The sequence below is a fragment of the Kitasatospora sp. McL0602 genome, from assembly GCF_052076145.1.
Taxonomy (GTDB): domain Bacteria; phylum Actinomycetota; class Actinomycetes; order Streptomycetales; family Streptomycetaceae; genus Kitasatospora.
Genome location: NZ_CP197246.1, coordinates 4,509,846 through 4,534,571 on the forward strand (window position 1 = coordinate 4,509,846; position 24,726 = coordinate 4,534,571).

General features: G+C 69.5%; 18 protein-coding genes, 4 tRNA genes and 1 pseudogene. 20 read left to right on the forward strand and 3 right to left on the reverse strand.

Features of this window, described 5'->3' with window-relative positions; translation table 11 throughout:
* Positions 1 to 121: 121 nt before the first annotated feature.
* Both ACR68M_RS20665 and ACR68M_RS20670 read left to right on the forward strand, forming a co-directional pair.
* Positions 122 to 569 (forward strand): annotated as a pseudogene (locus tag ACR68M_RS20665) (amino acid permease); the annotation flags it as partial.
* A gap of 329 nt (positions 570 to 898) precedes the next feature.
* The gene (locus ACR68M_RS20670; protein WP_441251666.1) at positions 899 to 2,893 is read left to right on the forward strand and encodes an APC family permease; all 1,995 of its coding nucleotides are present in this window, start codon (positions 899 to 901) and stop codon (positions 2,891 to 2,893) included.
* Between the two features lie 52 nt (positions 2,894 to 2,945).
* Here ACR68M_RS20670 and ACR68M_RS20675 read toward each other — a convergent pair whose 3' ends face one another.
* On the reverse strand, positions 2,946 to 4,214 hold the full coding sequence (locus ACR68M_RS20675; protein WP_441245598.1) for a hydrolase: 1,269 nt from the start codon (positions 4,212 to 4,214) through the stop codon (positions 2,946 to 2,948).
* Positions 4,215 to 4,481: 267 nt separating this feature from the next.
* Between ACR68M_RS20675 and ACR68M_RS20680 the strand changes: the two genes are divergently transcribed.
* From ACR68M_RS20680 to ACR68M_RS20705, 6 genes are all read left to right on the forward strand, one after another.
* Positions 4,482 to 4,554 (forward strand) — tRNA-Thr (locus ACR68M_RS20680).
* A gap of 44 nt (positions 4,555 to 4,598) precedes the next feature.
* Positions 4,599 to 4,671, forward strand: a tRNA-Met gene (locus tag ACR68M_RS20685).
* Positions 4,672 to 4,753: 82 nt separating this feature from the next.
* A complete protein-coding gene (rpmG, locus tag ACR68M_RS20690; protein WP_006604855.1) occupies positions 4,754 to 4,918 on the forward strand; it encodes a 50S ribosomal protein L33 in 165 nt (54 codons plus the stop codon).
* Positions 4,919 to 5,049: 131 nt separating this feature from the next.
* On the forward strand, positions 5,050 to 5,508 hold the full coding sequence (locus ACR68M_RS20695) for an FAS1-like dehydratase domain-containing protein (protein ID WP_441245599.1): 459 nt from the start codon (positions 5,050 to 5,052) through the stop codon (positions 5,506 to 5,508).
* Positions 5,509 to 5,512: 4 nt separating this feature from the next.
* The gene (locus ACR68M_RS20700; protein WP_441245600.1) at positions 5,513 to 5,935 is read left to right on the forward strand and encodes a MaoC family dehydratase; all 423 of its coding nucleotides are present in this window, start codon (positions 5,513 to 5,515) and stop codon (positions 5,933 to 5,935) included.
* A 111-nt stretch (positions 5,936 to 6,046) separates the two neighbouring features.
* Positions 6,047 to 7,087, forward strand: coding sequence for a UDP-N-acetylmuramate dehydrogenase (locus tag ACR68M_RS20705; RefSeq protein ID WP_441245601.1), 1,041 nt, complete (start codon positions 6,047 to 6,049; stop codon positions 7,085 to 7,087).
* Here ACR68M_RS20705 and ACR68M_RS20710 read toward each other — a convergent pair.
* Together ACR68M_RS20710 and ACR68M_RS20715 are read right to left on the reverse strand one after the other, a co-directional pair.
* Positions 7,077 to 8,102, reverse strand: coding sequence for an adenosine deaminase (locus ACR68M_RS20710; protein ID WP_441245602.1), 1,026 nt, complete (start codon positions 8,100 to 8,102; stop codon positions 7,077 to 7,079). The genes ACR68M_RS20705 and ACR68M_RS20710 overlap by 11 nt on opposite strands.
* Before the next feature lie 128 nt (positions 8,103 to 8,230).
* On the reverse strand, positions 8,231 to 9,466 hold the full coding sequence (locus tag ACR68M_RS20715; protein ID WP_441245603.1) for a pyridoxal phosphate-dependent aminotransferase: 1,236 nt from the start codon (positions 9,464 to 9,466) through the stop codon (positions 8,231 to 8,233).
* A 260-nt stretch (positions 9,467 to 9,726) separates the two neighbouring features.
* On the opposite strand from ACR68M_RS20715, the gene ACR68M_RS20720 reads away from it, so the two are divergent.
* From ACR68M_RS20720 to ACR68M_RS20775, 12 genes are all read left to right on the forward strand, one after another.
* Positions 9,727 to 9,799, forward strand: a tRNA-Trp gene (locus ACR68M_RS20720).
* Positions 9,800 to 9,951: 152 nt separating this feature from the next.
* Positions 9,952 to 10,314 (forward strand): preprotein translocase subunit SecE, encoded by a 363-nt coding sequence (gene secE, locus ACR68M_RS20725; protein ID WP_441245604.1) that lies wholly within the window; start codon positions 9,952 to 9,954, stop codon positions 10,312 to 10,314.
* A 211-nt stretch (positions 10,315 to 10,525) separates the two neighbouring features.
* Positions 10,526 to 11,482, forward strand: coding sequence for a transcription termination/antitermination protein NusG (gene nusG, locus ACR68M_RS20730; protein WP_441245605.1), 957 nt, complete (start codon positions 10,526 to 10,528; stop codon positions 11,480 to 11,482).
* 172 nt (positions 11,483 to 11,654) lie between these two features.
* Positions 11,655 to 12,089, forward strand: coding sequence for a 50S ribosomal protein L11 (rplK, locus tag ACR68M_RS20735; RefSeq protein ID WP_441245606.1), 435 nt, complete (start codon positions 11,655 to 11,657; stop codon positions 12,087 to 12,089).
* Positions 12,090 to 12,169: 80 nt separating this feature from the next.
* Positions 12,170 to 12,892 carry a 50S ribosomal protein L1 gene (gene rplA / locus ACR68M_RS20740; protein WP_441245607.1) on the forward strand — a complete coding sequence of 241 codons (723 nt, stop codon included), beginning with the start codon at positions 12,170 to 12,172 and terminating at the stop codon, positions 12,890 to 12,892.
* A 174-nt stretch (positions 12,893 to 13,066) separates the two neighbouring features.
* Positions 13,067 to 14,008 (forward strand): hypothetical protein, encoded by a 942-nt coding sequence (locus tag ACR68M_RS20745; protein WP_441245608.1) that lies wholly within the window; start codon positions 13,067 to 13,069, stop codon positions 14,006 to 14,008.
* A 56-nt stretch (positions 14,009 to 14,064) separates the two neighbouring features.
* The gene (locus ACR68M_RS20750; protein WP_441245609.1) at positions 14,065 to 14,898 is read left to right on the forward strand and encodes a hypothetical protein; all 834 of its coding nucleotides are present in this window, start codon (positions 14,065 to 14,067) and stop codon (positions 14,896 to 14,898) included.
* Between the two features lie 349 nt (positions 14,899 to 15,247).
* Positions 15,248 to 15,811 (forward strand): 50S ribosomal protein L10, encoded by a 564-nt coding sequence (gene rplJ, locus ACR68M_RS20755; protein ID WP_441245610.1) that lies wholly within the window; start codon positions 15,248 to 15,250, stop codon positions 15,809 to 15,811.
* Positions 15,812 to 15,901: 90 nt separating this feature from the next.
* Positions 15,902 to 16,282: a 50S ribosomal protein L7/L12 gene (gene rplL, locus ACR68M_RS20760; protein WP_441245611.1), complete on the forward strand. Its 381-nt coding sequence runs from the start codon at positions 15,902 to 15,904 to the stop codon at positions 16,280 to 16,282.
* A gap of 746 nt (positions 16,283 to 17,028) precedes the next feature.
* Positions 17,029 to 20,499 (forward strand): DNA-directed RNA polymerase subunit beta, encoded by a 3,471-nt coding sequence (gene rpoB, locus ACR68M_RS20765; protein WP_441245612.1) that lies wholly within the window; start codon positions 17,029 to 17,031, stop codon positions 20,497 to 20,499.
* A 101-nt stretch (positions 20,500 to 20,600) separates the two neighbouring features.
* Complete coding sequence (locus tag ACR68M_RS20770) at positions 20,601 to 24,491, forward strand: DNA-directed RNA polymerase subunit beta' (protein ID WP_441245613.1); 3,891 nt, start codon at positions 20,601 to 20,603, stop codon at positions 24,489 to 24,491.
* Positions 24,492 to 24,611: 120 nt separating this feature from the next.
* Positions 24,612 to 24,685: transfer RNA gene (locus ACR68M_RS20775), tRNA-Met, on the forward strand.
* The last annotated feature ends 41 nt before the right edge of the window (positions 24,686 to 24,726 follow it).

Here is a 24,726-nt window from a genome sequence, read left to right on the forward strand (position 1 = left end):
CGGGACCACCTCAGCGCCTTCGGCGGCCTCGCGGCCCTCTCGCTCGACGCGATGGCTTCCGTCGCCTACGGCCCGGAGGCGGTGGTGCTGGTGCTGGCCGCCGCGGGGAGCTACGGGCTCGGGTTTGGGCCGCATCCCGGGGGCGGTGACGCGGCAGCGCTCGCTGGTGGTGGTGCCCGTCACCGCGATCTCCCAGCTGACCCGGGACGCGCTCTCGGCCGCCGTCTCGCTCGGCGACGAGGTGCTCGCGGTGCCGGTCGTCCACACCGCCCCCGACGCGGAGGACCGGCAGGCCGCCGAGACGCTCCGCCGGGACTGGGAGCTGTGGTGGCCCGGCGTGCCGCTGGTCGAGATCCCGGACGCGCACCGGCGCCTCGGGCGGCCGATCACCGCGTACGTCGACGCTCGCCGCCGAGCACGCGTACGACCGGATCACCGTGCTGATCGCCGAGGTCGAGCCGGCCCGGTTCTGGCAGCGGGCCCTGCAGAACCAGCGCGGTGCCGTCATCGACCGCGCGCTGCGCCGCCACACCGACGCGGTGGTCTGCCGCCTCCGGCTGCGGATGTAGCAAGCGGATGCGGTGGGGCCGGACGCAGCAAGGAAGAACTGATGGGCCGTTAGCAGACAGACATCCGTCGTTCCGTGACAATTGCCCGTAATGACCGATTGTGACTCGATATCTTGACGGACCCTTAACGGGGCCCGGTCCAGCGCCCCGGCGAGGGCGCCGCCGAATCGCCCTACCTCCTCTGGCCTGCGGAAACAGTGCTCCTAAAGGGCGGAACGGCCCTTCGTAGCGCGCCGCGACGGCCCATTTCCGCGCCGCCGCAGCGGCATACGCTCGCCCATGTGTTCAACGTGCCCCAGGCGCTCAAGCGCCTAGTGATCGGTAAGGCCATGCGCAGCGAAGAGCTGGGCGAGACGCTGCTGCCCAAGCGGCTGGCGTTGCCGATCTTCGCTTCCGACCCGCTCTCCTCGGTGGCCTACGCCACCCAGGAGATCCTGCTGGTGCTCACCGTCGGTGGCTCCGCATTCCTCTACCTGAGCCCCTGGGTGGCCGCCGGCGTCGTCGCGCTGATGGCGGTCGTGGTGATGTCCTACCGCCAGGTCGTGCACGCCTACCCGAGCGGTGGCGGGTCGTACGAGGTGGTCTCGAAGAACCTCGGGGCGAACTCGGGGCTCGTGGTGGCCGCCTCGCTGCTGGTGGACTACGTGATGACCGTCGCGGTCTCCGTCGCCTCCGGCGTCGACAACATCATCTCGGCGTTCCCGGGCATCGCGGGCTACCGCGTCGTCCTGTCGGTCGGCTTCGTGGTGCTGCTCGCGGCGATGAACCTGCGTGGCGTACGGGAGTCCGGGAAGGCCTTCGCGGCGCCGACGTACCTCTTCATCGGCGGCATCCTGCTGATGGTCGTCACCGGGTTCGTCCGGCTGGCGTTCGGCGACGCGCCCGTCGCCTCCAGCGCCGGGATGGGCATCCTGCCGGTCGACGGCAAGGATAGCCTGGCCGGTCTCGGCCTGCTGATGCTCGGGCTGCGGGCCTTCGCCTCCGGCTGCACGGCGCTGACCGGCGTCGAGGCGATCTCCAACGGCGTGCCGGCCTTCCGCACCCCGAAGGCGAAGAACGCCGCGAGCACGATGTCCGTCATGGGCATCACCGCCGTGGTGATGTTCATCGGCATCACCGCGCTGGCCCTGATATCCAAGGTCCACTACGTCGACAGCGCCTGCCGGCTCACCGGCGTCACCGGCGACTGCTCCACCTTCGCGCAGCCGACCGTGATCGCCCAGCTCGCCGCCGCGATCTTCGGTGGCGACCGGAGCATCCTCTTCTACTTCATCCAGGCCGTCACCGCGCTGGTGCTGATCCTGGCGGCGAACACCGCCTTCAACGGCTTCCCGCTGCTGGCCTCGATCCTCGCCGAACACCGCTACCTGCCCCGGCAGATGCACACCCGCGGCGACCGGCTGGCCTTCTCCAACGGCATCATCGCGCTCGCCGTGGTGGCCGGTGGCCTGCTCTGGCTCTACGACGCCGACGTCACCAGCCTGATCCACCTCTACATCCTCGGCGTCTTCACCTCCTTCACGCTCTCCCAGATCGGCATGGTCCGGCACTGGAACCGCGCCCTGGCGACCGAGACCGACCCCGCCGTCCGGGCCTCGGCCCAGCGCTCCCGGGTGATCAACGGGTTCGGCGCGTTCGTCACGGCGCTGGTGCTGGTGATCGTGCTGCTCACCAAGTTCACCCAGGGCGCCTGGCTGGCCGTCGTCGCCGCCGTCGTCCTCTGGGTGATGATGCGCGGCATCCGCCGCCACTACGACCGCGTCGCCGAGGAGCTCGCCGTCGAGGACGCGGACGCCGAGTCCGTCCGCCCCTCCCGGGTGCACGGCATCGTGCTCGTCTCCAAGCTGCACAAGCCCACCCTGCGGGCGCTCGGCTACGCCCAGGCCTTCCGCCCGGACGAGCTGGAGGCCGTCAGCGTCGCCGTCGAGCAGGACGCCACGGACGCGCTGCGCGAGCAGTGGCTCGAACACGGCATCCAGGTGCCGCTCAAGGTGCTCGACTCGCCGTACCGCGAGATCACCAAGCCGGTCGTCGGGTACGTCCGCTCGATCCGCCGCACCAGCCCCCGGGACGCGGTCGCGGTCTTCATCCCCGAGTACGTCGTCGGCCGCTGGTGGGAGAACCTGCTGCACAACCAGTCCGCGCTCTGGCTGAAGAGCCGCCTGCTCTTCACCCCCGGCGTGATGGTGATCAGCGTCCCCTGGCAGCTCAGCTCCGCCGGACGCGCCGACCACCCCTCCCGCCGCGCCCCGGGCTCCGTCCGCCGCGGTGAGCCGACCACCCGGTCGGAGCGCGACCGCATCCCCGCCCCCGAGAACGCCTGACGGGTCGCCCCTGCTCGCGGGCGTCCGGCCCCAGCTGGAGGAGTGCCGGTGACTACCCGGGGCTGCCCTGCCGGGGCAGTGCGAGGGCGACGGTGTCGGCGAACTCCCGTACCGCGCTGGTGCGGCTGACGATCCGTCCGCTGTGCACCACCAGCCTGCTGTGGCCGCCGGCGAGTGCGCCCGGGAGGCTGTCGCCGCGGACGGCGAGCAGCTCGGCGGGGAAGCCCGCGTCGATCCGGACGACGGGCAGGCCGAGGGCGGCGCGGGCCTGGCCGGAGATGCTCTCGTACGCCGCGTCGGCGGTGAGCACGCCCCCGGCGGCGAGCAGGTAGGCGGCCTCCAGCGGGTCGGGGCGTCCGGCGGGGTTGGAGAGGTCGCGCAGGGCGCCGCTGCCCGCCGCGAACGGCACCCTGGCGGCGGCCAACTCCCGTACGAGGGTGGGGCGCAGGCCGATGGCCGGGCCTTCGAGGCCGGTGCAGCTGCCGTTCTGCGGGAGCAGCACCAGCCGGATTCCGGCGGTGGCGAGGACGGTCGCGCCGCCGGGGGTGAGGGCGGAGCAGGGGCCGAGGGTGACGCGTGGCCGGAGCGGGGCGAGGGCGGCGGCAAGCCGGGCCAGCGTGGTGGGGTCGGTGGCAGCGGTGTGCAGGTCGACGGGGCAGTCGGCCTCGCGGGCGGCTTCGAGCAGCACCTGCACGTACCCGGCCGGGTCGGGGTCGAGGTCGGGGCAGCCGCCGGCGGCCGTCGCGCCGAGCTTGAGGGCGTCCCGCAGCTGGGCCCGCCCGTCGGCCCCGGCGAGGCCGGTGAGCAGCCGGGGCATCGCGACGGCCTGGAGTTCGGCGAGCCCGCGCAGCGACTGCCGGGCGGTCAGGACGGCCTCCAGGCGGCGCAGCCCGTGCACGTCGCCGATCCGGACGTGGGTGCGCTGGGCGGTCGCGCCGTACCCGAGGGAGGTGAGCGCGGCCTCGGTGATCCGGCGGACGAGGTCGGTCCGGGTGTCGGGTGGCGGGGCGGGGTGGGCGGCGGCGAAGGCGACGTCGTAGTGGGCGTGCGGCTCGGCGGGGGCGGGGAGCAGCAGGTAGCCGCCGAGGTCGATCCGGGCGCCGGTGGTGGTGGTCGGTGCGCCGGGCATGGCGGGCAGCGGGCCGAGGCTGCCGACGGTGCCGACGGCCTGGATGCGGTCGCCGCTGATCCGGACGTCGACCACCCGGCCGTCGGCGAGCTTGGCACCGGTGAGCAGCAGGACGGGCCCGTGCCCGAGTGGGTTGGGGGCCTGGCCCGGCTCGTGGTGCGGGTCCTCGGCTGGTGCGCTGTCAGCGGTCATCGGCCGGCTCCTCGCTCTCCGGCGGGCCCAGGGCGTGCCCCGGGGCCCGGACGATCACTAGGACCGACCGGTCGAGCCTAGGGGGAGGAGGGGCGGGTCGCCCGGAAGGCGGCCGCGCGTCGCGAAAGGCGTGCGCCCGCGTCATCGCAGGCGGCGTCGAACTGGCGTCCTCGATCGGCGTGCTCGTTCGGGCTGCTGGCCTGCGATCTTCCGCGTCGGATACGGATTTCACCTCTGGCCCGGAAACGTGTAATCTCTTCCTCGTTCGCCCCTATAGCTCAGTCGGTAGAGCGTCTCCATGGTAAGGAGAAGGTCTGCGGTTCGATTCCGCATGGGGGCTCTGGTGAGAAGGGTTCACGCCTCGGCGTGGGTGCTGATCATCAAAGCGGTGTAGCTCAGTTGGTAGAGCAAGCGGCTCATAATCGCTGTGTCACCGGTTCAAGTCCGGTCACCGCTACCCCGCGTAGTCGATCGGGAGTCGAACTCCCGATCGGCTACTCTTGTCGTGTTCTTATTCATTTGTTCAGGAAGGCACTCCCGTGGCTGCCACCGACGTCCGCCCGAAGATCACGCTGGCCTGCGTGGAGTGCAAGGAGCGGAACTACATCACCAAGAAGAACCGGCGTAACGACCCGGACCGTCTTGAGATGAAGAAGCACTGCCCCCGCTGCAACTCGCACACCGCGCACCGCGAGACCCGCTGACCCCGTAAGGGCTTCAACGGGCCTGTGTGACAAGGCCTTAGGCTCCAGCCCGCACCCCGCCAGGGGCGCGGGCTGGAGCTTTTTCCGTCTCCAGAAGTGCTCCCGTATCAGCAGGACCGGAGGAGTTGCCCATGCCGCTCGACCAGTCGTTCGTCGGCCGGACGTACCCGCCCACCGCACCGTACGAGGTGGGCCGCGAGAAGATCCGCGAGTTCGCCGTCGCGATCGGCGACGCCAACCCGGCGTACACCGACCCGGAGGCGGCCAAGGCGCTGGGCCACCCGGACGTGATCGCCCCGCCGACCTTCCCGTTCGTGATCACCTATCAGGCCGCCGCCCAGGTCGTGAACGACCCGGAGCTCGGCCTGGACTTCACCCGGGTGGTGCACGGCGACCAGAAGTTCGCCTACACCCGCCCGGTGCGGGCCGGTGACCGGCTCTCGGTCGGTGTGACGATCGACTCCATCAAGTCGCTCGCGGGCAACGACGTGCTCTCCGTCCGTGGCGAGGTGCACGACGCCACCGGCGAGCACGTGGTGACGTCCATCATGACCCTGGTGGCCCGCGCCGCCGACGAGGCGGGGGAGTAGACCCATGGCGATCAGCTACGACGAGGTCGAGGTCGGCACCGAGCTGCCCGCGCAGAGCTTCCCCGTGACGCGCGCCACGCTGGTGCAGTACGCGGGCGCCTCGGGCGACTTCAACCCGATCCACTGGAACGAGAAGTTCGCCCTGGAGGTCGGCCTCCCGGACGTCATCGCCCACGGCATGTTCACCATGGCCGAGGCCGCCCGCGTCGTCACCGACTGGGTCGGTGACCCGGGCGCGGTCGTCGAGTACGGCGTCCGCTTCACCCGCCCCGTCCCCGTCCCCAACGACGGTACGGGCGCCGTGATCGAGGTCACCGGCAAGGTCGCCGCCCTGCTGGACGACCGCAAGGTCCGGGTCGACCTGGTGGCCACCACCGGTGGCCAGAAGGTGCTCGGCATGTCCCGGGCGGTCGTGCGCCTCACCTGAGGCGCCGCAGCTACGACGGAGGGCCGTTCCCCACCCAGGGGAACGGCCCTCCCGTTGTTGGTGCGTCAGATCGTTCGGGGCAGCCTGCCGCGCCCGGCTACGCTGGGGCGCGTGCATGTAGAACAGGACGCCCCCCTCGCCCGGCTCACCACCCTGCGGCTCGGCGGCCCGGCCCGCCGACTGGTGACGGCCGTCACCGACGCCGAGATCGTCGCCGCCGTCGCGGCGGCCGACGAGGCGGGTGAGCCGCTGCTGGTGATCGGCGGCGGCTCCAACCTGGTGATCGGGGACGCCGGCTTCGACGGCACCGTCCTGCGGGTCGCCAGCACCGGCTTCGAGCTGGACGGCAGCACGCTGGAGCTGGCGGCGGGCGAGGTCTGGTCCGAGGCGGTCGCCCGCACCGTCGACGCCGGGCTGGCCGGTGTCGAGTTCCTCGCGGGCATCCCCGGCTCGGCCGGGGCGACCCCGGTGCAGAACGTCGGCGCCTACGGCCAGGAGGTGGCCAGCACGGTCACCGAGGTCGTCGCGTACGACCGCGAGGCCCGCGAGACGGTCACGCTGAGCGGCGCCGAGTGCGGCTTCTCCTACCGGCACAGCCGCTTCAAGGCCTCGCCGGACCGGTACGTGGTGCTGAGGGTGCGGTTCGCCCTGGAGGACGCGGGCGGCCTCTCCTCCCCGGTCCGGTACGCCGAGGTCGCCCGCACGCTCGGCGTCGAGGCGGGCGAGCGGGTCGCCCTGCGGCAGGCGTACGAGACCGTGCTGCGGCTGCGGGCGGGCAAGGGCATGGTCCTCGACCCGGCCGACCACGACACCTGGTCCGCCGGCTCGTTCTTCACCAACCCCGTGCTGACCCCCGACGAGTACGCCGCCTTCCGGACCCGCCTGGACGGCCGCACCGCCCCCGCCTACCCCGCCCCCGACGGCTGCACCAAGACCTCGGCGGCCTGGCTGATCGACCAGGCGGGCTTCACCAAGGGCTACGGCACCGGCCCGGCGACGCTCTCCACCAAGCACACCCTCGCCCTCACCAACCGCGGCGCCGCCACCACGGCCGACCTGCTGGCGCTGGCCCGGGAGATCCGGGACGGCGTGCGGGCCGCCTTCGGCGTGGAGCTGGTCAACGAACCGGTGACGGTGGGCGTCAGCCTGTAGGGGACAGCCAGGCGTCGATGTCGGCGAGCAGCTGCTTCTGGACGTCCTCCGGGGCGCGGGTGGCGCGGACGGACTGCCGGGCCAGCTCGGCGAGTTCGGCGTCGGTGAAGCCGTGCACCTCGCGGGCGAGGTGGTACTGCTCGGCCAGCCGGGAGCCGAAGAGCAGGGGGTCGTCGGCGCCCAGCGCGAGCGGGACCCCGGCCTCGAAGAGCGTCCGCAGCGGGACCTGCTCGGCGCTCTCGTAGACGCCGAGCGAGACGTTGGAGGCGGGGCACACCTCACAGGTGATCTGCCGGTCCGCGAGCCGCTGCATCAGGCGCGGGTCCTCCGCCGCTCGCACGCCGTGCCCGATCCGCCCGGCGCCCAGGTCGTCCAGGCAGGCCCGGACGGAGTCGGGCCCGGCCAGCTCCCCGCCGTGCGGGGCGGCCAGCAGGTCACCCTTGCGGGCGATCGCGAAGGCCCGGTCGAACTCCCGTGCCAGGCCCCGCCGTTCGTCGTTGGATAGCCCGAAGCCGATCACGCCCTGGTCGGTGTAGCGGACGGCGAGCCGGGCCAGCGTCCGGGCGTCCATCTCGGACTTCATCCGGTTCGCGGCGACCAGCACCCGCATCCCGACCCCGGTGGCCGCCGAGGCCTCCCGGACAGCGTCCAGGATGAGCTCCAGCGCGGGGATCAGCCCGCCGAGCCGGGGCGCGTACGAGGTCGGGTCGACCTGGATCTCCAGCCAGCGGGAGCCGTCGGTGCGCTCGTCCTCGGCGGTCTCCTGCACCAGGCGGCGGATGTCGGACTCGTCCCGCAGCACCGAGCGGGCGGTGTCGTAGAGCCGCTGGAAGCGGAACCAGCCGCGTTCGTCCGTCGCGTCGAGCTGCTGCGGCTGCCCGGAGGCGAGCGCCTCGGGGAGCCGGACGCGGTGCTTGTCGGCCAGCTCCAGCAGCGTTGCGGGCCGCATCGAGCCGGTGAAGTGCAGGTGCAGATGGGCCTTCGGAAGGGCGCGGACGTCGCGTGGGAGATCCATTTATCGATACTGCCGCATCCGGGCCGCAAAAGAGAACCGCCCCCATCAAGTCCCTCTTTCGAGTGAGGGTGACGAGGGCGGTTCCGGGGCACGGGCTGTCGGTCAGGAGGCCGTCGGTCGGAGGACCGTCAGGCGCGGGCCTCGCCGAGCAGCTTCTGCATCCGGCCGACGCCCTCGGCCAGGTCGGCGTCGCCGAGCGCGTAAGACAGGCGCAGGTAGCCGGGGGTGCCGAAGGCCTCACCGGGGACGACGGCGACCTCGGCCTCGTCCAGGATCAGCGCGGCCAGCTCGGCGGAGGTCTGCGGGCGCTTGCCGCGGATCTCCTTGCCCAGCAGGCCCTTGACGGACGGGTAGGCGTAGAACGCGCCCTGCGGCTCGGGGCAGAAGACGCCCTCGATCTCGTTGAGCAGCCGCACGATGGTCTTGCGGCGGCGGTCGAAGGCGGTCCGCATCTCGTGGACGGCCGAGAGGTCACCGGAGACGGCGGCCAGCGCGGCGACCTGCGCGATGTTGGAGACGTTCGAGGTCGCGTGCGACTGGAGGTTCGCGGCGGCGGCCACCACGTCCTTGGGACCGATCATCCAGCCCACCCGCCAGCCGGTCATGGCGTAGGTCTTGGCCACGCCGTTGACGACGATGCACTTGTCGGCCAGCTCGGGCAGCAGCGCGGGCAGCGAGGTGAACTTCGCGTCGCCGTAGACCAGGTGCTCGTAGATCTCGTCCGTGAGCACCCAGAGGCCGTGCTCCAGCGCCCAGCGGCCGATCGCCTCGGCCTCGGCCTCGGTGTAGACCGCGCCGGTCGGGTTGGAGGGCGAGACGAAGAGCACGACCTTGGTGTTCTCGGTCCGCGCGGCCTCCAGCTGCTCCACCGAGACCTTGTAACCGGTGGTCTCGTCGGAGATCACCTCGACCGGCACACCGCCCGCGAGCTGGATCGACTCCGGGTAGGTGGTCCAGTACGGCGCCGGGACGATGACCTCGTCGCCCGGGTCGAGGATCGCGGCGAAGGCGTTGTAGATGGCCTGCTTGCCGCCGTTGGTGACGAGCACCTGCGAGGCGTCCACCTGGTAGCCGGAGTCGCGCAGCGTCTTGGCGGCGATCGCGGCCTTCAGCTCGGGCAGGCCGCCCGCCGGGGTGTAGCGGTGGTACTTCGGGTCCTGGCAGGCGGCGACGGCGGCCTCGACGATGTAACCCGGCGTCGGGAAGTCGGGCTCGCCCGCGCCGAAGCCGATCACGGGACGGCCGGCCGCCTTGAGGGCCTTGGCCTTGGCGTCCACGGCGAGGGTCGCGGATTCGGCGATCGCGCCGATCCGGGCCGAGACGCGGCGGTCGGCGGGACGGGGGGCGGGGGTGGGAGCGCTCATACCTGCATCGTCGCAGAACCGGCGCGGCCCGAGCACGGCTGTTTCAACATATGTACCGGTCGGTCCACGATGCGTGCGTTTGGCAGTACCCCCAACCCCCTTCAGGTGGGCCTTTGGTGAATGGGGTTCGACCAAACGCGCAAGAACCCGTACACTCACTGCTCGATGGCTCCCGAAGTGCGGTTCCGTCCGACGCGTACATCACGCCGAGGCCGGGATGCGGTAGGTTGGTGGTCATCTCCGGAGCCGCGAGGCACCGTAGGGCAATAGCTCAATTGGTAGAGCACCGGTCTCCAAAACCGGCGGTTGGGGGTTCAAGTCCCTCTTGCCCTGCTGCTTGATCCGTACCTAGCCCGTTCGCTCCACAGAGCGAGCGGGCTTGATGCGGAGAGGGCCCAAAACCAAGCACTGCTTTCGCCGGATCGCTCGTGCTCCACCAGGCACGTAGGCGACGCTCGGCAGGACCCGGATTCAGGTGAGGACGAGTGACGGAAGCCACGGGCTCCACCGCAACGCCTGAGAGCGGCAACCCCGACGGCGTGGCCGACGCGGTCCCGCCCGTCGACGGCGAGGAGACGCTCTCGCGACGCGACCGGAAGCGGGCGAACAAGGCCGCCGGTGGCGACGGTGAGAAGAAGGGCGGCAAGCGCGCGAAGAAGAGCATCTTCGCCCGAGCCGCGCTGTTCTACCGGCAGATCATCGCAGAGCTGCGCAAGGTCGTCTGGCCGACGCGCAACGAGCTCCTGCAGTACACCAGTGTCGTGGTGGTCTTCGTCGTCGTGATCATGGGCGTCGTGGCCGGCATGGACTACGGCCTCTCCAAGCTCAGCCTGTGGATCTTCGGCTGACCTCTCGCACAGAGCTTCGCACCACCCCCGACCCGGGTTGCCCCAGATCTCCTCTGGCGCAGCCCGGGTCGAGCCGTCTGCGCGGTCCGGATGAGCCCAGTACCGTTGACTCGGTACTGTTGAGTCATCCGAGTCGCGCCCACGCGGGCCCGTGAGGGCCTCGGGTGCCTCGGAGCCGTTCCATCTACATCCCAGGAAAGAAGCAGCCACAGTGTCTGAGTCCCCCCTGTACGACGCCGACGAGACCGTCCGCGAGGCGGATGTCGCCGCCGAGCTGGACGCGGCTGAGGCTGCTGACGCCGAGGCTGCGGAGCAGATCCTCGATGCGGCCGACGCCGACCTCGACGAGGTCGAGGCTGCGGACGAGGCAGAGGCGGGTGAGCCGGCCGAGTCGGCGGCCCTGCACGAGGTGACCGAGGACGAGCTGGACGGCGACGAGACCGTCGAGGCCGGCGAGGCCGACGAGCTCGACGACGAGGCTGCCGCCGACGCCGAGACCGCCGAGGAGCAGGCCGACGAGGTCGAGGCCGAGGTCGAGGCCGAGGCAGAAGACGAGGTCGAGGTCGACCCGGTCGCCAAGTTCCGCGAGGAGCTCCGCACCGCCCCGGGCGAGTGGTACGTCATCCACACCTACGCGGGCTACGAGAACCGGGTGAAGCAGAACCTGGAGCAGCGCTCGGTCTCCCTGAACGTCGAGGACTACATCTTCCAGTCCGAGGTGCCGCAGGAGGAGGTCGTCCAGATCAAGAACGGCGACCGCAAGACCATCCGCCAGAACAAGCTCCCCGGCTACGTCCTGGTGCGCATGGACCTCACGCCGGAGTCCTGGGGCGTCGTCCGCAACACCCCCGGTGTCACCGGCTTCGTCGGCAACGCGTACGACCCGTACCCGCTGACGCTGGACGAGGTCGTCAAGATGCTCGCCCCCGACGTGGAGCGCCAGGCGGCCAAGGACGCGGGCCGGCCCTCGCCGGTCAAGCCCAGCGAGATCCAGGTGCTCGACTTCGAGGTCGGCGACTCCGTCACCGTCACCGACGGTCCGTTCGCGACGCTGCAGGCGACCATCAACGAGATCAACCCGGACTCGAAGAAGGTCAAGGGCCTGGTCGAGATCTTCGGCCGCGAGACCCCGGTCGAGCTCTCCTTCGACCAGATCCAGAAGAACTGATCCATCAGCCTTCGGGCTGAGGGGGGCGGGGCTTCGGCCCTCGCCCCCCTCAACTCGTTTTGGTCCAGCGGCGCATCCGCGTTAGCCTGGTCCGATGTGTGTACCCCCGGCCGGGTGTCGCTCCGGCCGGTACACGCATCGACAGTCCCCTCTCAGAAGGACCCGGAGAGAAATGCCTCCCAAGAAGAAGAAGATCACTGGGCTTATCAAGCTCCAGATCAAGGCTGGCGCGGCCAACCCCGCCCCGCCGGTCGGCCCCGCGCTCGGTCAGCACGGCGTCAACATCATGGAGTTCTGCAAGGCCTACAACGCTGCGACCGAGTCGCAGCGCGGCATGATCGTGCCGGTGGAGATCACGGTCTACGACGACCGCTCCTTCACCTTCATCACGAAGACGCCGCCGGCCGCGCGCCTCATCCTGAAGGCCGCCGGCGTGGAGAAGGGCTCCCCGGAGCCGCACAAGACCAAGGTGGCCAAGCTCAGCGCCGCTCAGGTCCGTGAGATCGCCACGCTGAAGATGCCCGACCTGAACGCCAACGACATCGAGGCTGCGGAGAAGATCATCTCCGGCACCGCTCGGTCGATGGGCATCACCGTCGAGGGCTGACAGCCCCCAGTCATCTCCGTGGTAGGGCCCAGCGCGGCCCGTAGACACCACGACTCCTCCATTCACCTTCAGGAGAAGCAGTGAAGCGCAGCAAGGCTCTGAAGGCCGCGGACGTCAAGGTCGACCGCAGCCGTCTCTACGCTCCCCTCGAGGCCATCCGCCTCGCGAAGGAGACCTCCACCTCCAAGTTCGACGGCACCGTCGAGGTTGCCATGCGTCTGGGCGTCGACCCGCGCAAGGCCGACCAGATGGTCCGCAGCACCGTGATCCTTCCGCACGGCACCGGTAAGACCGCTCGGGTCCTGGTCTTCGCGACCGGCGAGCGTGCCGAGGCCGCGCGTGCTGCGGGCGCCGACATCGTCGGCTCGGACGAGCTCATCGACGAGGTTGCCAAGGGCCGCCTCGACTTCGACGCCGTCGTCGCCACCCCGGACCTCATGGGCAAGGTCGGCCGCCTGGGCCGCGTGCTCGGTCCCCGTGGCCTGATGCCGAACCCGAAGACCGGCACCGTGACCCCGGACACTGCCAAGGCAGTGAACGAGATCAAGGGCGGCAAGATCGAGTTCCGCGTCGACAAGCACTCGAACCTGCACTTCATCATCGGTAAGGCCTCCTTCACCGACGAGCAGCTGGTCGAGAACTACGCCGCCGCGCTGGACGAGGTCCTCCGGGCCAAGCCGTCCGCCGCCAAGGGCCGCTACATCAAGAAGACCGCGATCTCCACCACGATCGGCCCCGGCATCCAGGTCGACCCGAACCGCACCCGCAACCTCCTCACCGAGGAGGACCCGGCCTCCCTCTGAGCCTCACAGCTCTGATCGGGTAGCCGCGTCCTGGGCGCAGCTCAGTCCGCACGGCGGGCCCGTACCCCCTACTTCGGGGGGTACGGGCCCGCCGTCGTTTCGGTTAGAGTCCGCTGGAGCTCGATGAGAGAACGTGGGGGGTTTGCTGTGCGTACTGTGCGTATCGCGTCGGCCGTGGCCGCTTCGGCTCTGCTGCTGGGGGGCCTGACGGCCTGCGGCAGCGGCGGTAAGGGCTCGGCTCCGGGAGCCGCTCCGGTGGCGCCGTCGGGCACGGCCACGGCCTCGGGTTCGGCCGCGGGGGCGGCTCCGGCCACCGGTACGGGAGCGCCGGCGGCCTCCTCGGCGGGGGCCGCCGCCCCGGCCGGGGGGACGGCGCAGGTGGCCGCTCTCGCGCCGAAGGACGCGCTGCTGGCCGCGGCCGCCGTGATGGAGAAGGCGGGCAGCGCCCAGCTCACGATGAGCGGCGTCGGTGCCGGTGCCAACGGCACGGGCGTGTACAGCTGGAAGGCGCCCGCCGCCTTCGAGCTGACGATGGCCTCGGGCGACGGCCCGGGGAAGCTGCTCGTCACCGCTGACACGATGTACATCGGGGTGGACGAGGAGACGGCTGCGGGCTTCGGCGGCAAGCACTGGCTGCGGATCGACCCGAAGGCGGTGGCCGCCGGGCAGGGCAAGGCCGCGCCGGGCAGCGAGGACGCCGGGTCGATGGCCACCATGCTGCAGACGCTCAACCCGGCGGTGCAGCTGGCCGCGAACGCGGCGGCCGGGAAGCTCGGCAAGGTCGGCACCGAGCAGGTCGGCGGGGCCGACGCGGTGCGCTTCCACAGCGAGCTGCCGGTCGAGGCCCTGGTGAACGCGATGCCGGGGCTGAGCGACGTGCTCCGCAAGCAGGTCACCGACACCCTGAAGAAGAACAACCCGTCCGTCAGCACCGACTTCTGGATCAACGGCCGGGGCGAGCTCGTCCAGCAGCAGAGCAGCAACGTCGGCAACGGCAACAAGGAGCCGGTGACGATCGGCTACGGCAAGCTCGGCTCGGCGGGCTCGGTGCAGGCCCCGGCCGCCTCGGACGTGATGGACTTCGCCGACATGCTCAAGTCCGGCACCGACGGCTGACGGGCGGGCGGGGCGTGGCATGGTGGGAGGCCGCGCCGAGCAGCAGGAGGAAGTCGATGGCGGTGGTACGAGGGTGGCCCAGGGCCGTGGCGTCGGCCGGGCTGCTGCTGCTCGCGGCGACGGCCTGCGCGAGCGCCCAGGCCCCGGCGCCCGCACCCTCGCCGTCGGCCTCCGCCTCGCCCTCGGCGCTGGCGACCCCGACCGACCGCTCGCCGCACGGTGTGCTGCTCTCGGGGCAGCTGGCGATGCACACCGCCCGGCGGGCCAGATTCAGCTACCTGCTGGACGGCAGCAGCGCGACGGGGATGCTCTTCTGGGCGCCCAAGACGGTGCTCCAGCTCCAGCGGACGGGCGCCACCAACCAGCTGATGGTGCTTGACACCACCGCGTACGTGGGGGGCGACCAGGCGACGGCGGCCCGGCTCGGCGGCCGGCACTGGGAGAAGTACGTCACGGCGACCGGTGAGGTGCCGTACGCGGCGCTGGTGGACCGGCTCAACCCGGTGGTGGCGCTGACCGCCGCCGCCGCGTCGGACAGCCCGGTGCTGGTGGGGGAGGAGAAGCTCGGCGACACCACCTGCCGGCACTACCGGGTCGTCACCACGGTGGACGCGTACGTCGCCGCGCAGACCCAGCTCAGCCGACCGCGCCGGGACGCACTGCACGCGGCCCTCGCGCAGGGCGGCCGGACGACGCTGACGCTGGACCTCTGGCTGGGGGACAAGGACGAGCTCGTCCAGCTCCGCCGCACCGGCGGCTCGGGCACGGCCAAGCTGGACGACACCGTCCGCTACAGCGACGTCGAGGGGAGCTCGCTCTCCGTCCAGGCGCCGGGGGAGACGGACACCTTCGACGCCGGGCGGGGGAGCCTGCCCGAGGTCACCGGCTGAGGCCCGGCTCAAACCTCGTGCCGGGGACGATTTGGCCGGAGCGCCCCGGGTCGAGTACGGTGAAGGCTGCCAAAGACCGCTGGTTGTCGTTCCACGCCTGAGAGGGTGCGGGGCGGCCGAAGGATCTGCGATTTGTCGCAGATGGCCCGCGCAGGAGTGTTTGGAGCTTGGACTTCCGGTCCGCACGGTCCGCCGTGTGACTGTCGAGGTCATTCAGAGCCCCGTGCGCCTGCGCACTGGGGCTCTCACTGTTTCTGCAGGGGCTTCCTTCGACCGGCGCGTCCGAGGTGGGAATGGTCGACACTCGCGGTCGGCCCGACTTCTACATCACGGAAGGAGGCGTACGCCTATGGCTAGGCCCGACAAGGCTGCAGCTGTCGCGGAGATGACGGAGATGTTCCGTTCGTCCAACGCGGCCGTGCTGACCGAGTACCGCGGTCTGACGGTGAAGCAGCTCAAGACGCTTCGCCGCTCGCTCGGTGACAACGCCGATTACGCCGTGGTGAAGAACACGCTGACCAAGATTGCGGCCAACGAGGCCGGGATCAACCAGCTGGACGACCTGTTCGCGGGTCCGACGGCTGTTGCCTTCGTCACCGGTGACCCGGTGGAGTCGGCGAAGGCTCTGCGTGACTTCGCCAAGGAGAACCCCGCACTGATCATCAAGGGCGGTGTCCTTGATGGTAAGGCGCTGTCCGCCGATGACATCAAGAAGCTCGCGGACCTCGAGTCCCGCGAGGTGCTGCTCGCCAAGCTGGCGGGTGCCCTGAAGGCCAAGCCCTCGCAGGCTGCCGCGGTCTTCCAGGCCCTGCCCTCGAAGCTCGTCCGCACCGTGGACGCGCTTCGCGACAAGGTCGAGCAGGGCGGTGCCGGTACGCCGGCTCCCGCCGCCGAGGACGCTGCCGCCGAGTAGTCGGTGGGCATCACGCCCTCGCTGCGGGCCCGTACGCCCGCCAATCCGTACATCCGGCACCACCTGCCGATTTAGTGGAAGGACGCCATCATGGCGAAGCTGTCCCAGGACGACCTGCTCGCGCAGTTCGAGGAGATGACCCTCATCGAGCTCTCTGAGTTCGTGAAGGCCTTCGAGGAGAAGTTCGACGTCACCGCCGCCGTCGCCGTCGCCGCCGGCCCGGCCGGTCCGGCCGCCGCCGCCGAGGCCGTCGAGGAGCAGGACGAGTTCGACGTCATCCTCGATGGCGCGGGCGACAAGAAGATCCAGGTCATCAAGGAGGTGCGCGCCCTGACCTCCCTCGGCCTGAAGGAGGCCAAGGACCTCGTTGACACCGCTGGTGCCAAGGTTCTGGAGAAGGTTGCCAAGGACGTTGCCGAGAAGGCCAAGGCCACGCTCGAGGCCGCTGGCGCCAAGGTCACCGTCAAGTGACTTGCTGCCCCCTCTGAGGGGGCGCTGGGCCGGGCCGATCACCCCTGCGGGTGGTCGGCCCGGCCTTTTTGCGTACCCGGACGAGGGGTGCGGGGGCCGGACTTCGTCAGTCTGGCCGATTGTGCACTCGGCCACTGTCGGTGCTGCCGGGTATGGTGATCGCTGTTGCCGGAAGGCCTCCCACCATGGGTTCTGTAACGCCCGGGGGGCCTGCGGCGATAGGCAGTGCGAGGTCCACGCTCCGGCGAGGGCCTTGACGAACGGCACGGGGCGCGCGATTCTCAAGGCGCGCCCCACAGCGGACTGCACTGCCGACCGAGGCGGCCCTGGATGCATATTCAGCGGCCCCGGTGGGAAGTGACACCACGTGAGGTACGGCGGCCCGGGGCTCCCCGGGTCGATGGTTGTGCGAAGGCAGGGACCACCCCTGCGGAGCGGCTCTTGACAAGGGGCCGGGCCGCCCGGGTGGCTACCGGAGGGAGTGTCCGATTCGGTCTCCGAATCAGGACTGGACAGCAGTGTGCCTTTTGGCTACACTGTCCCTTTGCGCTGCCTGTTAGCTGCTCCGTGACTCGTCGCCCGGAGTCTGCGTTGCCCTGACGGGGTCTGGCACCACCTCCGCGAAGCGGCTCTGACCTGGGAGATCATCCCGGCTGAGACCCACCGAGCAGAGGGTGGCACCGAACCCGACAAGAGCCGGCCGGTATGCGCGCAGTGAGCTCCGAGCCCTCGGAAGGACCCCCCTCTTGGCCGCGCCGCGCAACGCCTCGAACAACGCTAATTCCACCGCCCCGCTCCGCGTCTCCTTCGCGAAGATCAAGGAGCCCCTCGAGGTCCCGAACCTCCTGGCCCTGCAGACCGAGAGCTTTGACTGGCTGCTCGGCAATGCGGCCTGGAAGTCCCGGGTCGAGGCGGCCCTGGAGAGTGGTCAGGACGTCCCCACGAAGTCCGGTCTGGAGGAGATCTTCGAAGAGATCTCCCCGATCGAGGACTTCAGCGGGTCGATGTCGCTGACCTTCCGCGACCACCGTTTCGAGCCGCCGAAGAATTCCATTGACGAGTGCAAGGACCGCGACTTCACGTTCGCGGCCCCGCTCTTCGTCACTGCCGAGTTCACCAACAACGAGACCGGTGAGATCAAGTCTCAGACGGTCTTCATGGGCGACTTCCCGCTCATGACCCACAAGGGCACGTTCGTGATCAACGGCACCGAGCGTGTCGTCGTCTCGCAGCTCGTCCGTTCCCCCGGTGTCTACTTCGACTCCTCCCTGGACAAGGTGTCCGACAAGGACATCTTCTCCTGCAAGGTCATCCCCTCGCGTGGTGCCTGGCTGGAGATGGAGATCGACAAGCGCGACATGGTCGGTGTCCGCATCGACCGCAAGCGCAAGCAGTCGGTCACCGTGCTGCTCAAGGCCCTCGGCTGGACCAACGAGATGATTCTCGAGGAGTTCGGCGAGTACGAGTCGATGCGGGCCACCCTGGAGAAGGACCACACCCAGGGCCAGGACGACGCGCTGCTCGACATCTACCGCAAGCTGCGCCCTGGCGAGCCGCCGACCCGCGAGGCCGCGCAGACGCTGTTGGAGAACCTCTACTTCAACCCGAAGCGCTACGACCTCGCGAAGGTCGGCCGTTACAAGGTCAACCGCAAGCTCGGCAACGGCGAGTCGCTGGACTCCGGCGTGCTCACCGAGCCCGACATCATCGGTGCGATCAAGTACCTGGTGAAGCTGCACGCGGGCGAGACCGAGTGGCGCGACGAGCAGCGCGACATCGTCGTCGAGGTCGATGACATCGACCACTTCGGCAACCGTCGCCTGCGCAACGTCGGCGAGCTGATCCAGAACCAGGTCCGTACGGGTCTCGCCCGCATGGAGCGCGTCGTGCGCGAGCGCATGACCACCCAGGACGTCGAGGCGATCACGCCGCAGACCCTGATCAACATCCGGCCGGTCGTCGCCTCCATCAAGGAGTTCTTCGGCACCAGCCAGCTGTCCCAGTTCATGGACCAGACGAACCCGCTGTCGGGCCTGACCCACAAGCGTCGTCTGTCCGCGCTGGGCCCCGGTGGTCTGTCCCGCGAGCGCGCCGGCTTCGAGGTCCGTGACGTCCACCCGTCGCACTACGGCCGCATGTGCCCCATCGAGACCCCTGAAGGCCCGAACATCGGTCTGATCGGCTCGCTGGCCTCGTACGGCCGGGTGAACGCCTTCGGCTTCATCGAGACCCCGTACCGCAAGGTCGTCGACGGTGTCGTGACCGAGCAGGTCGACTACCTCACCGCCGACGAGGAGGACCGCTTCGTCATCGCGCAGGCCAACGCCCCGCTGACCGACGAGCTGACCTTCGCCGAGCCGCGTGTCCTGGTCCGTCGCCGTGGCGGGGAGATCGACTACATCCCCGGCACCGAGATCGACTACATGGACGTCTCGCCGCGCCAGATGGTGTCCGTCGCCACCGCGATGATCCCCTTCCTGGAGCACGACGACGCCAACCGCGCGCTCATGGGCTCCAACATGATGCGTCAGGCGGTGCCGCTGCTGAAGAGCGAGGCCCCGCTGGTCGGCACCGGCATGGAGTACCGCTGTGCGGTCGACGCCGCCGACGTGATCGTGGCCGAGAAGGCCGGTGTCGTGCAGGAGGTCTCCGCCGACTACGTCACCGTGGCGAACGACGACGGCACGTACACCACGTACCGCGCCGCCAAGTTCACCCGCTCCAACCAGGGCACCGCCTTCAACCAGAAGGTGCTCGTGGACGAGGGCGCCCGGGTCGAGGTCCACCAGGTCCTCGCCGACGGCCCCTGCACCGACGAGGGCGAGATGGCCCTCGGCAAGAACCTCCTCGTGGCGTTCATGTCCTGGGAGGGTCACAACTACGAGGACGCGATCATCCTGTCGCAGCGCCTCGTGCAGGACGACGTCCTCTCCTCGATCCACATCGAGGAGCACGAGGTCGACGCCCGTGACACCAAGCTGGGCCCGGAGGAGATCACCCGGGACATCCCGAACGTCTCCGAGGAGGTCCTCGCGGACCTCGACGAGCGCGGCATCATCCGCATCGGCGCCGATGTCACCACCGGTGACATCCTGGTCGGCAAGGTCACGCCCAAGGGCGAGACCGAGCTGACCCCGGAGGAGCGCCTGCTGCGCGCCATCTTCGGTGAGAAGGCCCGTGAGGTCCGCGACACCTCGCTGAAGGTGCCGCACGGTGAGTCCGGCAAGATCATCGGTGTCCGCGTCTTCGACCGCGAAGAGGGCGACGAGCTGCCGCCGGGCGTCAACCAGCTGGTCCGGGTCTACGTGGCCCAGAAGCGCAAGATCACCAACGGTGACAAGCTGGCCGGCCGTCACGGCAACAAGGGTGTCATCTCCAAGATCCTCCCCGTCGAGGACATGCCGTTCCTCGAGGACGGCACCCCGGTCGACATCATCCTGAACCCGCTGGGTGTCCCGTCCCGAATGAACCCGGGACAGGTCCTGGAGATCCACCTCGGGTGGCTCGCCAAGCAGGGCTGGGACGTCTCCGGTCTCGCCGACGAGTGGGCCAAGCGCCTGCAGGTCATCGGCGCCGACACGGTCGAGGGTGGCACCAACCTCGCCACCCCCGTCTTCGACGGCGCCCGCGAGGACGAGATCACGGGCCTGCTGGACCACACCACCCTCACCCGTGACGGTGAGCGCCTGGTGAACTCCACCGGCAAGGCCCGGCTGTTCGACGGCCGCTCCGGTGAGCCGTTCCCGATGCCGGTCTCGGTCGGCTACATGTACATCCTCAAGCTGCACCACCTGGTCGACGACAAGCTCCACGCCCGTTCGACCGGTCCGTACTCGATGATCACCCAGCAGCCGCTCGGTGGTAAGGCGCAGTTCGGTGGTCAGCGATTCGGTGAGATGGAGGTGTGGGCCCTCGAGGCGTACGGCGCTGCCTACGCCCTCCAGGAGCTGCTCACCATCAAGTCCGACGACGTGCTCGGCCGCGTGAAGGTCTACGAGGCCATCGTCAAGGGCGAGAACATCCCCGAGCCCGGCATTCCTGAGTCCTTCAAGGTCCTCATCAAGGAAATGCAGTCGCTCTGCCTCAACGTGGAGGTGCTGTCCTCGGACGGCTCGTCCATCGAGATGCGGGATTCCGACGAGGACGTCTTCCGCGCCGCCGAGGAGCTCGGCATTGACCTGTCCCGGCGCGAGCCGAGCAGCGTCGAAGAGGTCTGACGGAGGTTGGGCCGGCTGCCCCAAGGTGCAGCCGGCCCGCCCCCAGGCCCCCTCAGACCAGATGAACACCTTTCGACTTACGAAAGAGGGCTTGACGACCAGTGCTTGACGTCAACTTCTTCGACGAGCTCCGCATCGGCCTCGCGACCGCCGACGACATCCGCCAGTGGTCCCACGGCGAGGTCAAGAAGCCGGAGACCATCAACTACCGCACCCTGAAGCCCGAAAAGGACGGACTCTTCTGCGAGAAGATCTTCGGTCCGACCCGGGACTGGGAGTGCTACTGCGGCAAGTACAAGCGCGTCCGCTTCAAGGGCATCATCTGTGAGCGCTGCGGCGTCGAGGTCACTCGCGCCAAGGTGCGTCGTGAGCGGATGGGCCACATCGAGCTGGCCGCGCCGGTCACCCACATCTGGTACTTCAAGGGTGTCCCCAGCCGCCTCGGCTACCTGCTCGACCTGGCGCCGAAGGACCTCGAGAAGGTCATCTACTTCGCCGCCTACATGATCACCTGGGTGGACGACGAGCGTCGCGCACGCGACCTCCCGTCCCTTGAGGCGCACGTCTCGGTCGAGCGTCAGCAGATCGAGAACCGCCGCGACTCCGACCTCGAGGCCCGTGCCAAGAAGGCCGAGACCGACCTGGCCGAGCTCGAGGCCGAGGGCGCCAAGGCCGACGTGCGCCGCAAGGTGCGCGAGGGTGCCGAGCGTGAGATGAAGCAGCTGCGCGACCGTGCGCAGCGCGAGCTGGACCGTCTGGACGAGGTCTGGGCCCGCTTCAAGAACCTCAAGGTCCAGGACCTCGAGGGCGACGAGCTGCTCTACCGCGAGCTGCGCGACCGCTTCGGCACGTACTTCTCCGGCTCGATGGGCGCCGCGGCGCTCAAGGACCGCCTGGAGACGTTCGACCTGGCCGAGGAGTCCGAGCGGCTGCGCGAGATCATCCGCAGCGGCAAGGGCCAGAAGAAGACCCGCGCGCTCAAGCGCCTCAAGGTCGTCTCCGCCTTCCTGCAGACCACCAACAAGCCCAACGGCATGGTGCTGGACTGCGTCCCGGTCATCCCGCCGGACCTCCGCCCGATGGTGCAGCTGGACGGTGGCCGCTTCGCGACCTCCGACCTGAACGACCTGTACCGCCGTGTGATCAACCGCAACAACCGCCTGAAGCGCCTTCTCGACCTCGGTGCCCCCGAGATCATCGTGAACAACGAGAAGCGCATGCTCCAGGAGGCCGTCGACGCGCTGTTCGACAACGGCCGTCGTGGCCGTCCGGTCACCGGCCCGGGTAACCGCCCGCTGAAGTCCCTCAGCGACATGCTGAAGGGCAAGCAGGGTCGTTTCCGTCAGAACCTGCTCGGCAAGCGAGTCGACTACTCGGCCCGTTCGGTCATCGTCGTCGGCCCGCAGCTCAAGCTGCACCAGTGCGGTCTGCCGAAGGCCATGGCGCTGGAGCTCTTCAAGCCGTTCGTGATGAAGCGCCTGGTCGACCTGAACCACGCGCAGAACATCAAGTCGGCCAAGCGCATGGTCGAGCGCGCCCGCCCGGTCGTGTGGGACGTCCTCGAAGAGGTCATCGCCGAGCACCCGGTTCTCCTGAACCGTGCGCCCACCCTGCACCGCCTCGGCATCCAGGCCTTCGAGCCCCAGCTGGTCGAGGGCAAGGCCATCCAGATCCACCCGCTCGTCTGCACCGCGTTCAACGCGGACTTCGACGGTGACCAGATGGCCGTCCACCTGCCGCTCTCCGCGGAGGCGCAGGCCGAGGCCCGCATCCTGATGCTGTCCTCGAACAACATCCTGAAGCCGGCCGACGGTCGCCCCGTCACCATGCCGACCCAGGACATGGTGCTCGGTCTGTTCTTCCTCACCTCGGACCGCGAGGAGGTGAAGGGCGGTGGCCGTTCCTTCTCCTCCACCGCCGAGGCGATCATGGCCTTCGACGCCCGCGAGCTGGACGTCCAGGCCGTCATCGACGTCCGCCTGCCGATCGGCACCGTCCCGCCCCGTGGCTGGACCCCGCCGGTCGACGAGGACGGCACGCCGGCTTGGTTCGAGGGCGAGTCCTTCCGCCTGAAGACCACCCTGGGCCGCGCGCTCTTCAACGAGCTGCTGCCCGAGGACTACCCGTTCGTCGACTACGAGGTGGGCAAGAAGCAGCTCTCCGCGATCGTCAACGACCTGGCCGAGCGGTACCCCAAGGTCGTCGTCGCGGCGACCCTGGACAACCTGAAGGCGTCCGGTTTCCACTGGGCGACCCGCTCGGGCGTCACCGTCTCGATCTCCGACGTCGTCGTCCCGCCGAGCAAGCCCCAGATCCTCGAGGGCTACGAGGCGAAGGCGGAGAAGGTCCAGCGTCAGTACGAGCGCGGCCTGATCACCAACGACGAGCGCAAGCAGGAGCTCATCGGCATCTGGACCCAGGCGACCAACGAGGTCGCCGAGGCCATGAACGCGAACTTCCCGAAGACGAACCCCATCTTCATGATGGTCGACTCCGGTGCTCGCGGAAACATGATGCAGATGCGTCAGATCGCCGGTATGCGTGGTCTGGTGTCCAACGCCAAGAACGAGACGATTCCCCGTCCCATCAAGGCGTCGTTCCGTGAGGGCCTCACCGTCCTCGAGTACTTCATCTCCACCCACGGTGCCCGTAAGGGTCTGGCCGACACCGCGCTTCGTACCGCGGACTCCGGCTACCTCACCCGTCGTCTGGTCGACGTCTCCCAGGACGTCATCATCCGCGAGGAGGACTGCGGCACCGAGCGCGGCCTGAAGCTGGCGATCGGCACGGTCGAGAACGGCGTCCTGCGCAAGACGGACGACGTCGAGACCAGCGTCTACGCCCGCATGCTCGCCGAGGACATCACGGTGGACGGCAAGCTCCTTGCCACCGCCAACACCGACCTCGGTGACGTGCTGATCGACGAGCTGATCCGCCACGGCATCAGCGCCGTCAAGACCCGCTCGATCCTGACCTGTGAGTCGGCCGTCGGCACCTGCGCCATGTGCTACGGGCGCTCGCTGGCCACCGGCAAGCTGGTCGACATCGGTGAGGCGGTCGGCATCATCGCCGCCCAGTCCATCGGTGAGCCCGGTACCCAGCTGACCATGCGTACCTTCCACACCGGTGGTGTGGCCGGTGACGACATCACGCAGGGTCTGCCCCGTGTCGTCGAGCTCTTCGAGGCCCGTACCCCCAAGGGTGTGGCCCCGATCTCGGAGGCCCAGGGTCGCGTTCGCATCGACGACACCGAGAAGACCCGCAAGCTGGTCGTCGTCCCCGACGACGGCACCGACGAGATCGCCTACCCGATCTCGAAGCGCATCAAGGTGCTCGTCAGCGAGGGCGAGGCGGTCGAGGTCGGCCAGAAGCTGACCATGGGTGCGACCAACCCGCACGACGTCCTGCGCATCATGGGCCAGCGTGCCGTCCAGATCCACCTGGTGGCCGAAGTCCAGAAGGTCTACAACTCGCAGGGTGTGTCGATCCACGACAAGCACATCGAGATCATCATCCGGCAGATGCTCCGCCGCGTGACGATCATCGAGTCGGGCGACGCCGAGCTGCTCCCGGGCGAGCTCGTCGAGCGCGGCCGCTTCGAGACCGAGAACCGTCGCGTGGTCTCCGAGGGCGGTCACCCCGCCTCCGGCCGTCCGCAGCTGATGGGTATCACCAAGGCCTCGCTGGCGACCGAGTCCTGGCTGTCGGCCGCCTCCTTCCAGGAGACGACCCGAGTGCTGACGGACGCGGCCATCCACGCCAAGTCCGACCCGCTCCTTGGCCTCAAGGAGAACGTCATCCTCGGTAAGCTCATCCCGGCCGGTACGGGTCTGCCCCGCTACCGCAACATCCGGGTCGAGCCGACCGAGGAGGCCAAGGCCGCGATGTACTCGGCCGTCGGCTACGACGACTACGACCTGTCGCCCTTCGGCACCGGCTCCGGCCAGGCCGTCCCGCTGGACGACTACGACTACGGCCCCTACACCGGCTGAGTCCCCGCCTGATCCGCAGGGCGGTCACCCCACACGGGGTGGCCGCCCTGCGGCGTTCCGGCGCGGTGATGGAACCCATTAGGTCCTGCGGCGGATGTCGCGTAGTGTCAGGTCTACCGACGCGGGGTGGAGCAGCTCGGTAGCTCGCTGGGCTCATAACCCAGAGGTCGCAGGTTCAAATCCTGTCCCCGCTACTCAGGTAGCACAGAAGGCCCGGCAGACATCGTCTACCGGG

What these genes read in the sequence shown, in the direction of transcription:
- ACR68M_RS20670 (WP_441251666.1), top strand. Translation starts at nt 899, where the DNA reads ATGCGCAGCGAAGAGCTGGGCGAGACGCTGCTGCCCAAGCGGCTGGCG.
- ACR68M_RS20675 (WP_441245598.1), bottom strand. Translation starts at nt 4,214, where the DNA reads ATGACCGCTGACAGCGCACCAGCCGAGGACCCGCACCACGAGCCGGGC.
- ACR68M_RS20695 (WP_441245599.1), top strand. Translation starts at nt 5,050, where the DNA reads ATGCCGCTCGACCAGTCGTTCGTCGGCCGGACGTACCCGCCCACCGCA.
- ACR68M_RS20700 (WP_441245600.1), top strand. Translation starts at nt 5,513, where the DNA reads ATGGCGATCAGCTACGACGAGGTCGAGGTCGGCACCGAGCTGCCCGCG.
- ACR68M_RS20710 (WP_441245602.1), bottom strand. Translation starts at nt 8,102, where the DNA reads ATGGATCTCCCACGCGACGTCCGCGCCCTTCCGAAGGCCCATCTGCAC.
- ACR68M_RS20715 (WP_441245603.1), bottom strand. Translation starts at nt 9,466, where the DNA reads ATGAGCGCTCCCACCCCCGCCCCCCGTCCCGCCGACCGCCGCGTCTCG.
- rplK (WP_441245606.1), top strand. Translation starts at nt 11,655, where the DNA reads ATGCCTCCCAAGAAGAAGAAGATCACTGGGCTTATCAAGCTCCAGATC.
- ACR68M_RS20750 (WP_441245609.1), top strand. Translation starts at nt 14,065, where the DNA reads ATGGCGGTGGTACGAGGGTGGCCCAGGGCCGTGGCGTCGGCCGGGCTG.
- rplJ (WP_441245610.1), top strand. Translation starts at nt 15,248, where the DNA reads ATGGCTAGGCCCGACAAGGCTGCAGCTGTCGCGGAGATGACGGAGATG.
- rplL (WP_441245611.1), top strand. Translation starts at nt 15,902, where the DNA reads ATGGCGAAGCTGTCCCAGGACGACCTGCTCGCGCAGTTCGAGGAGATG.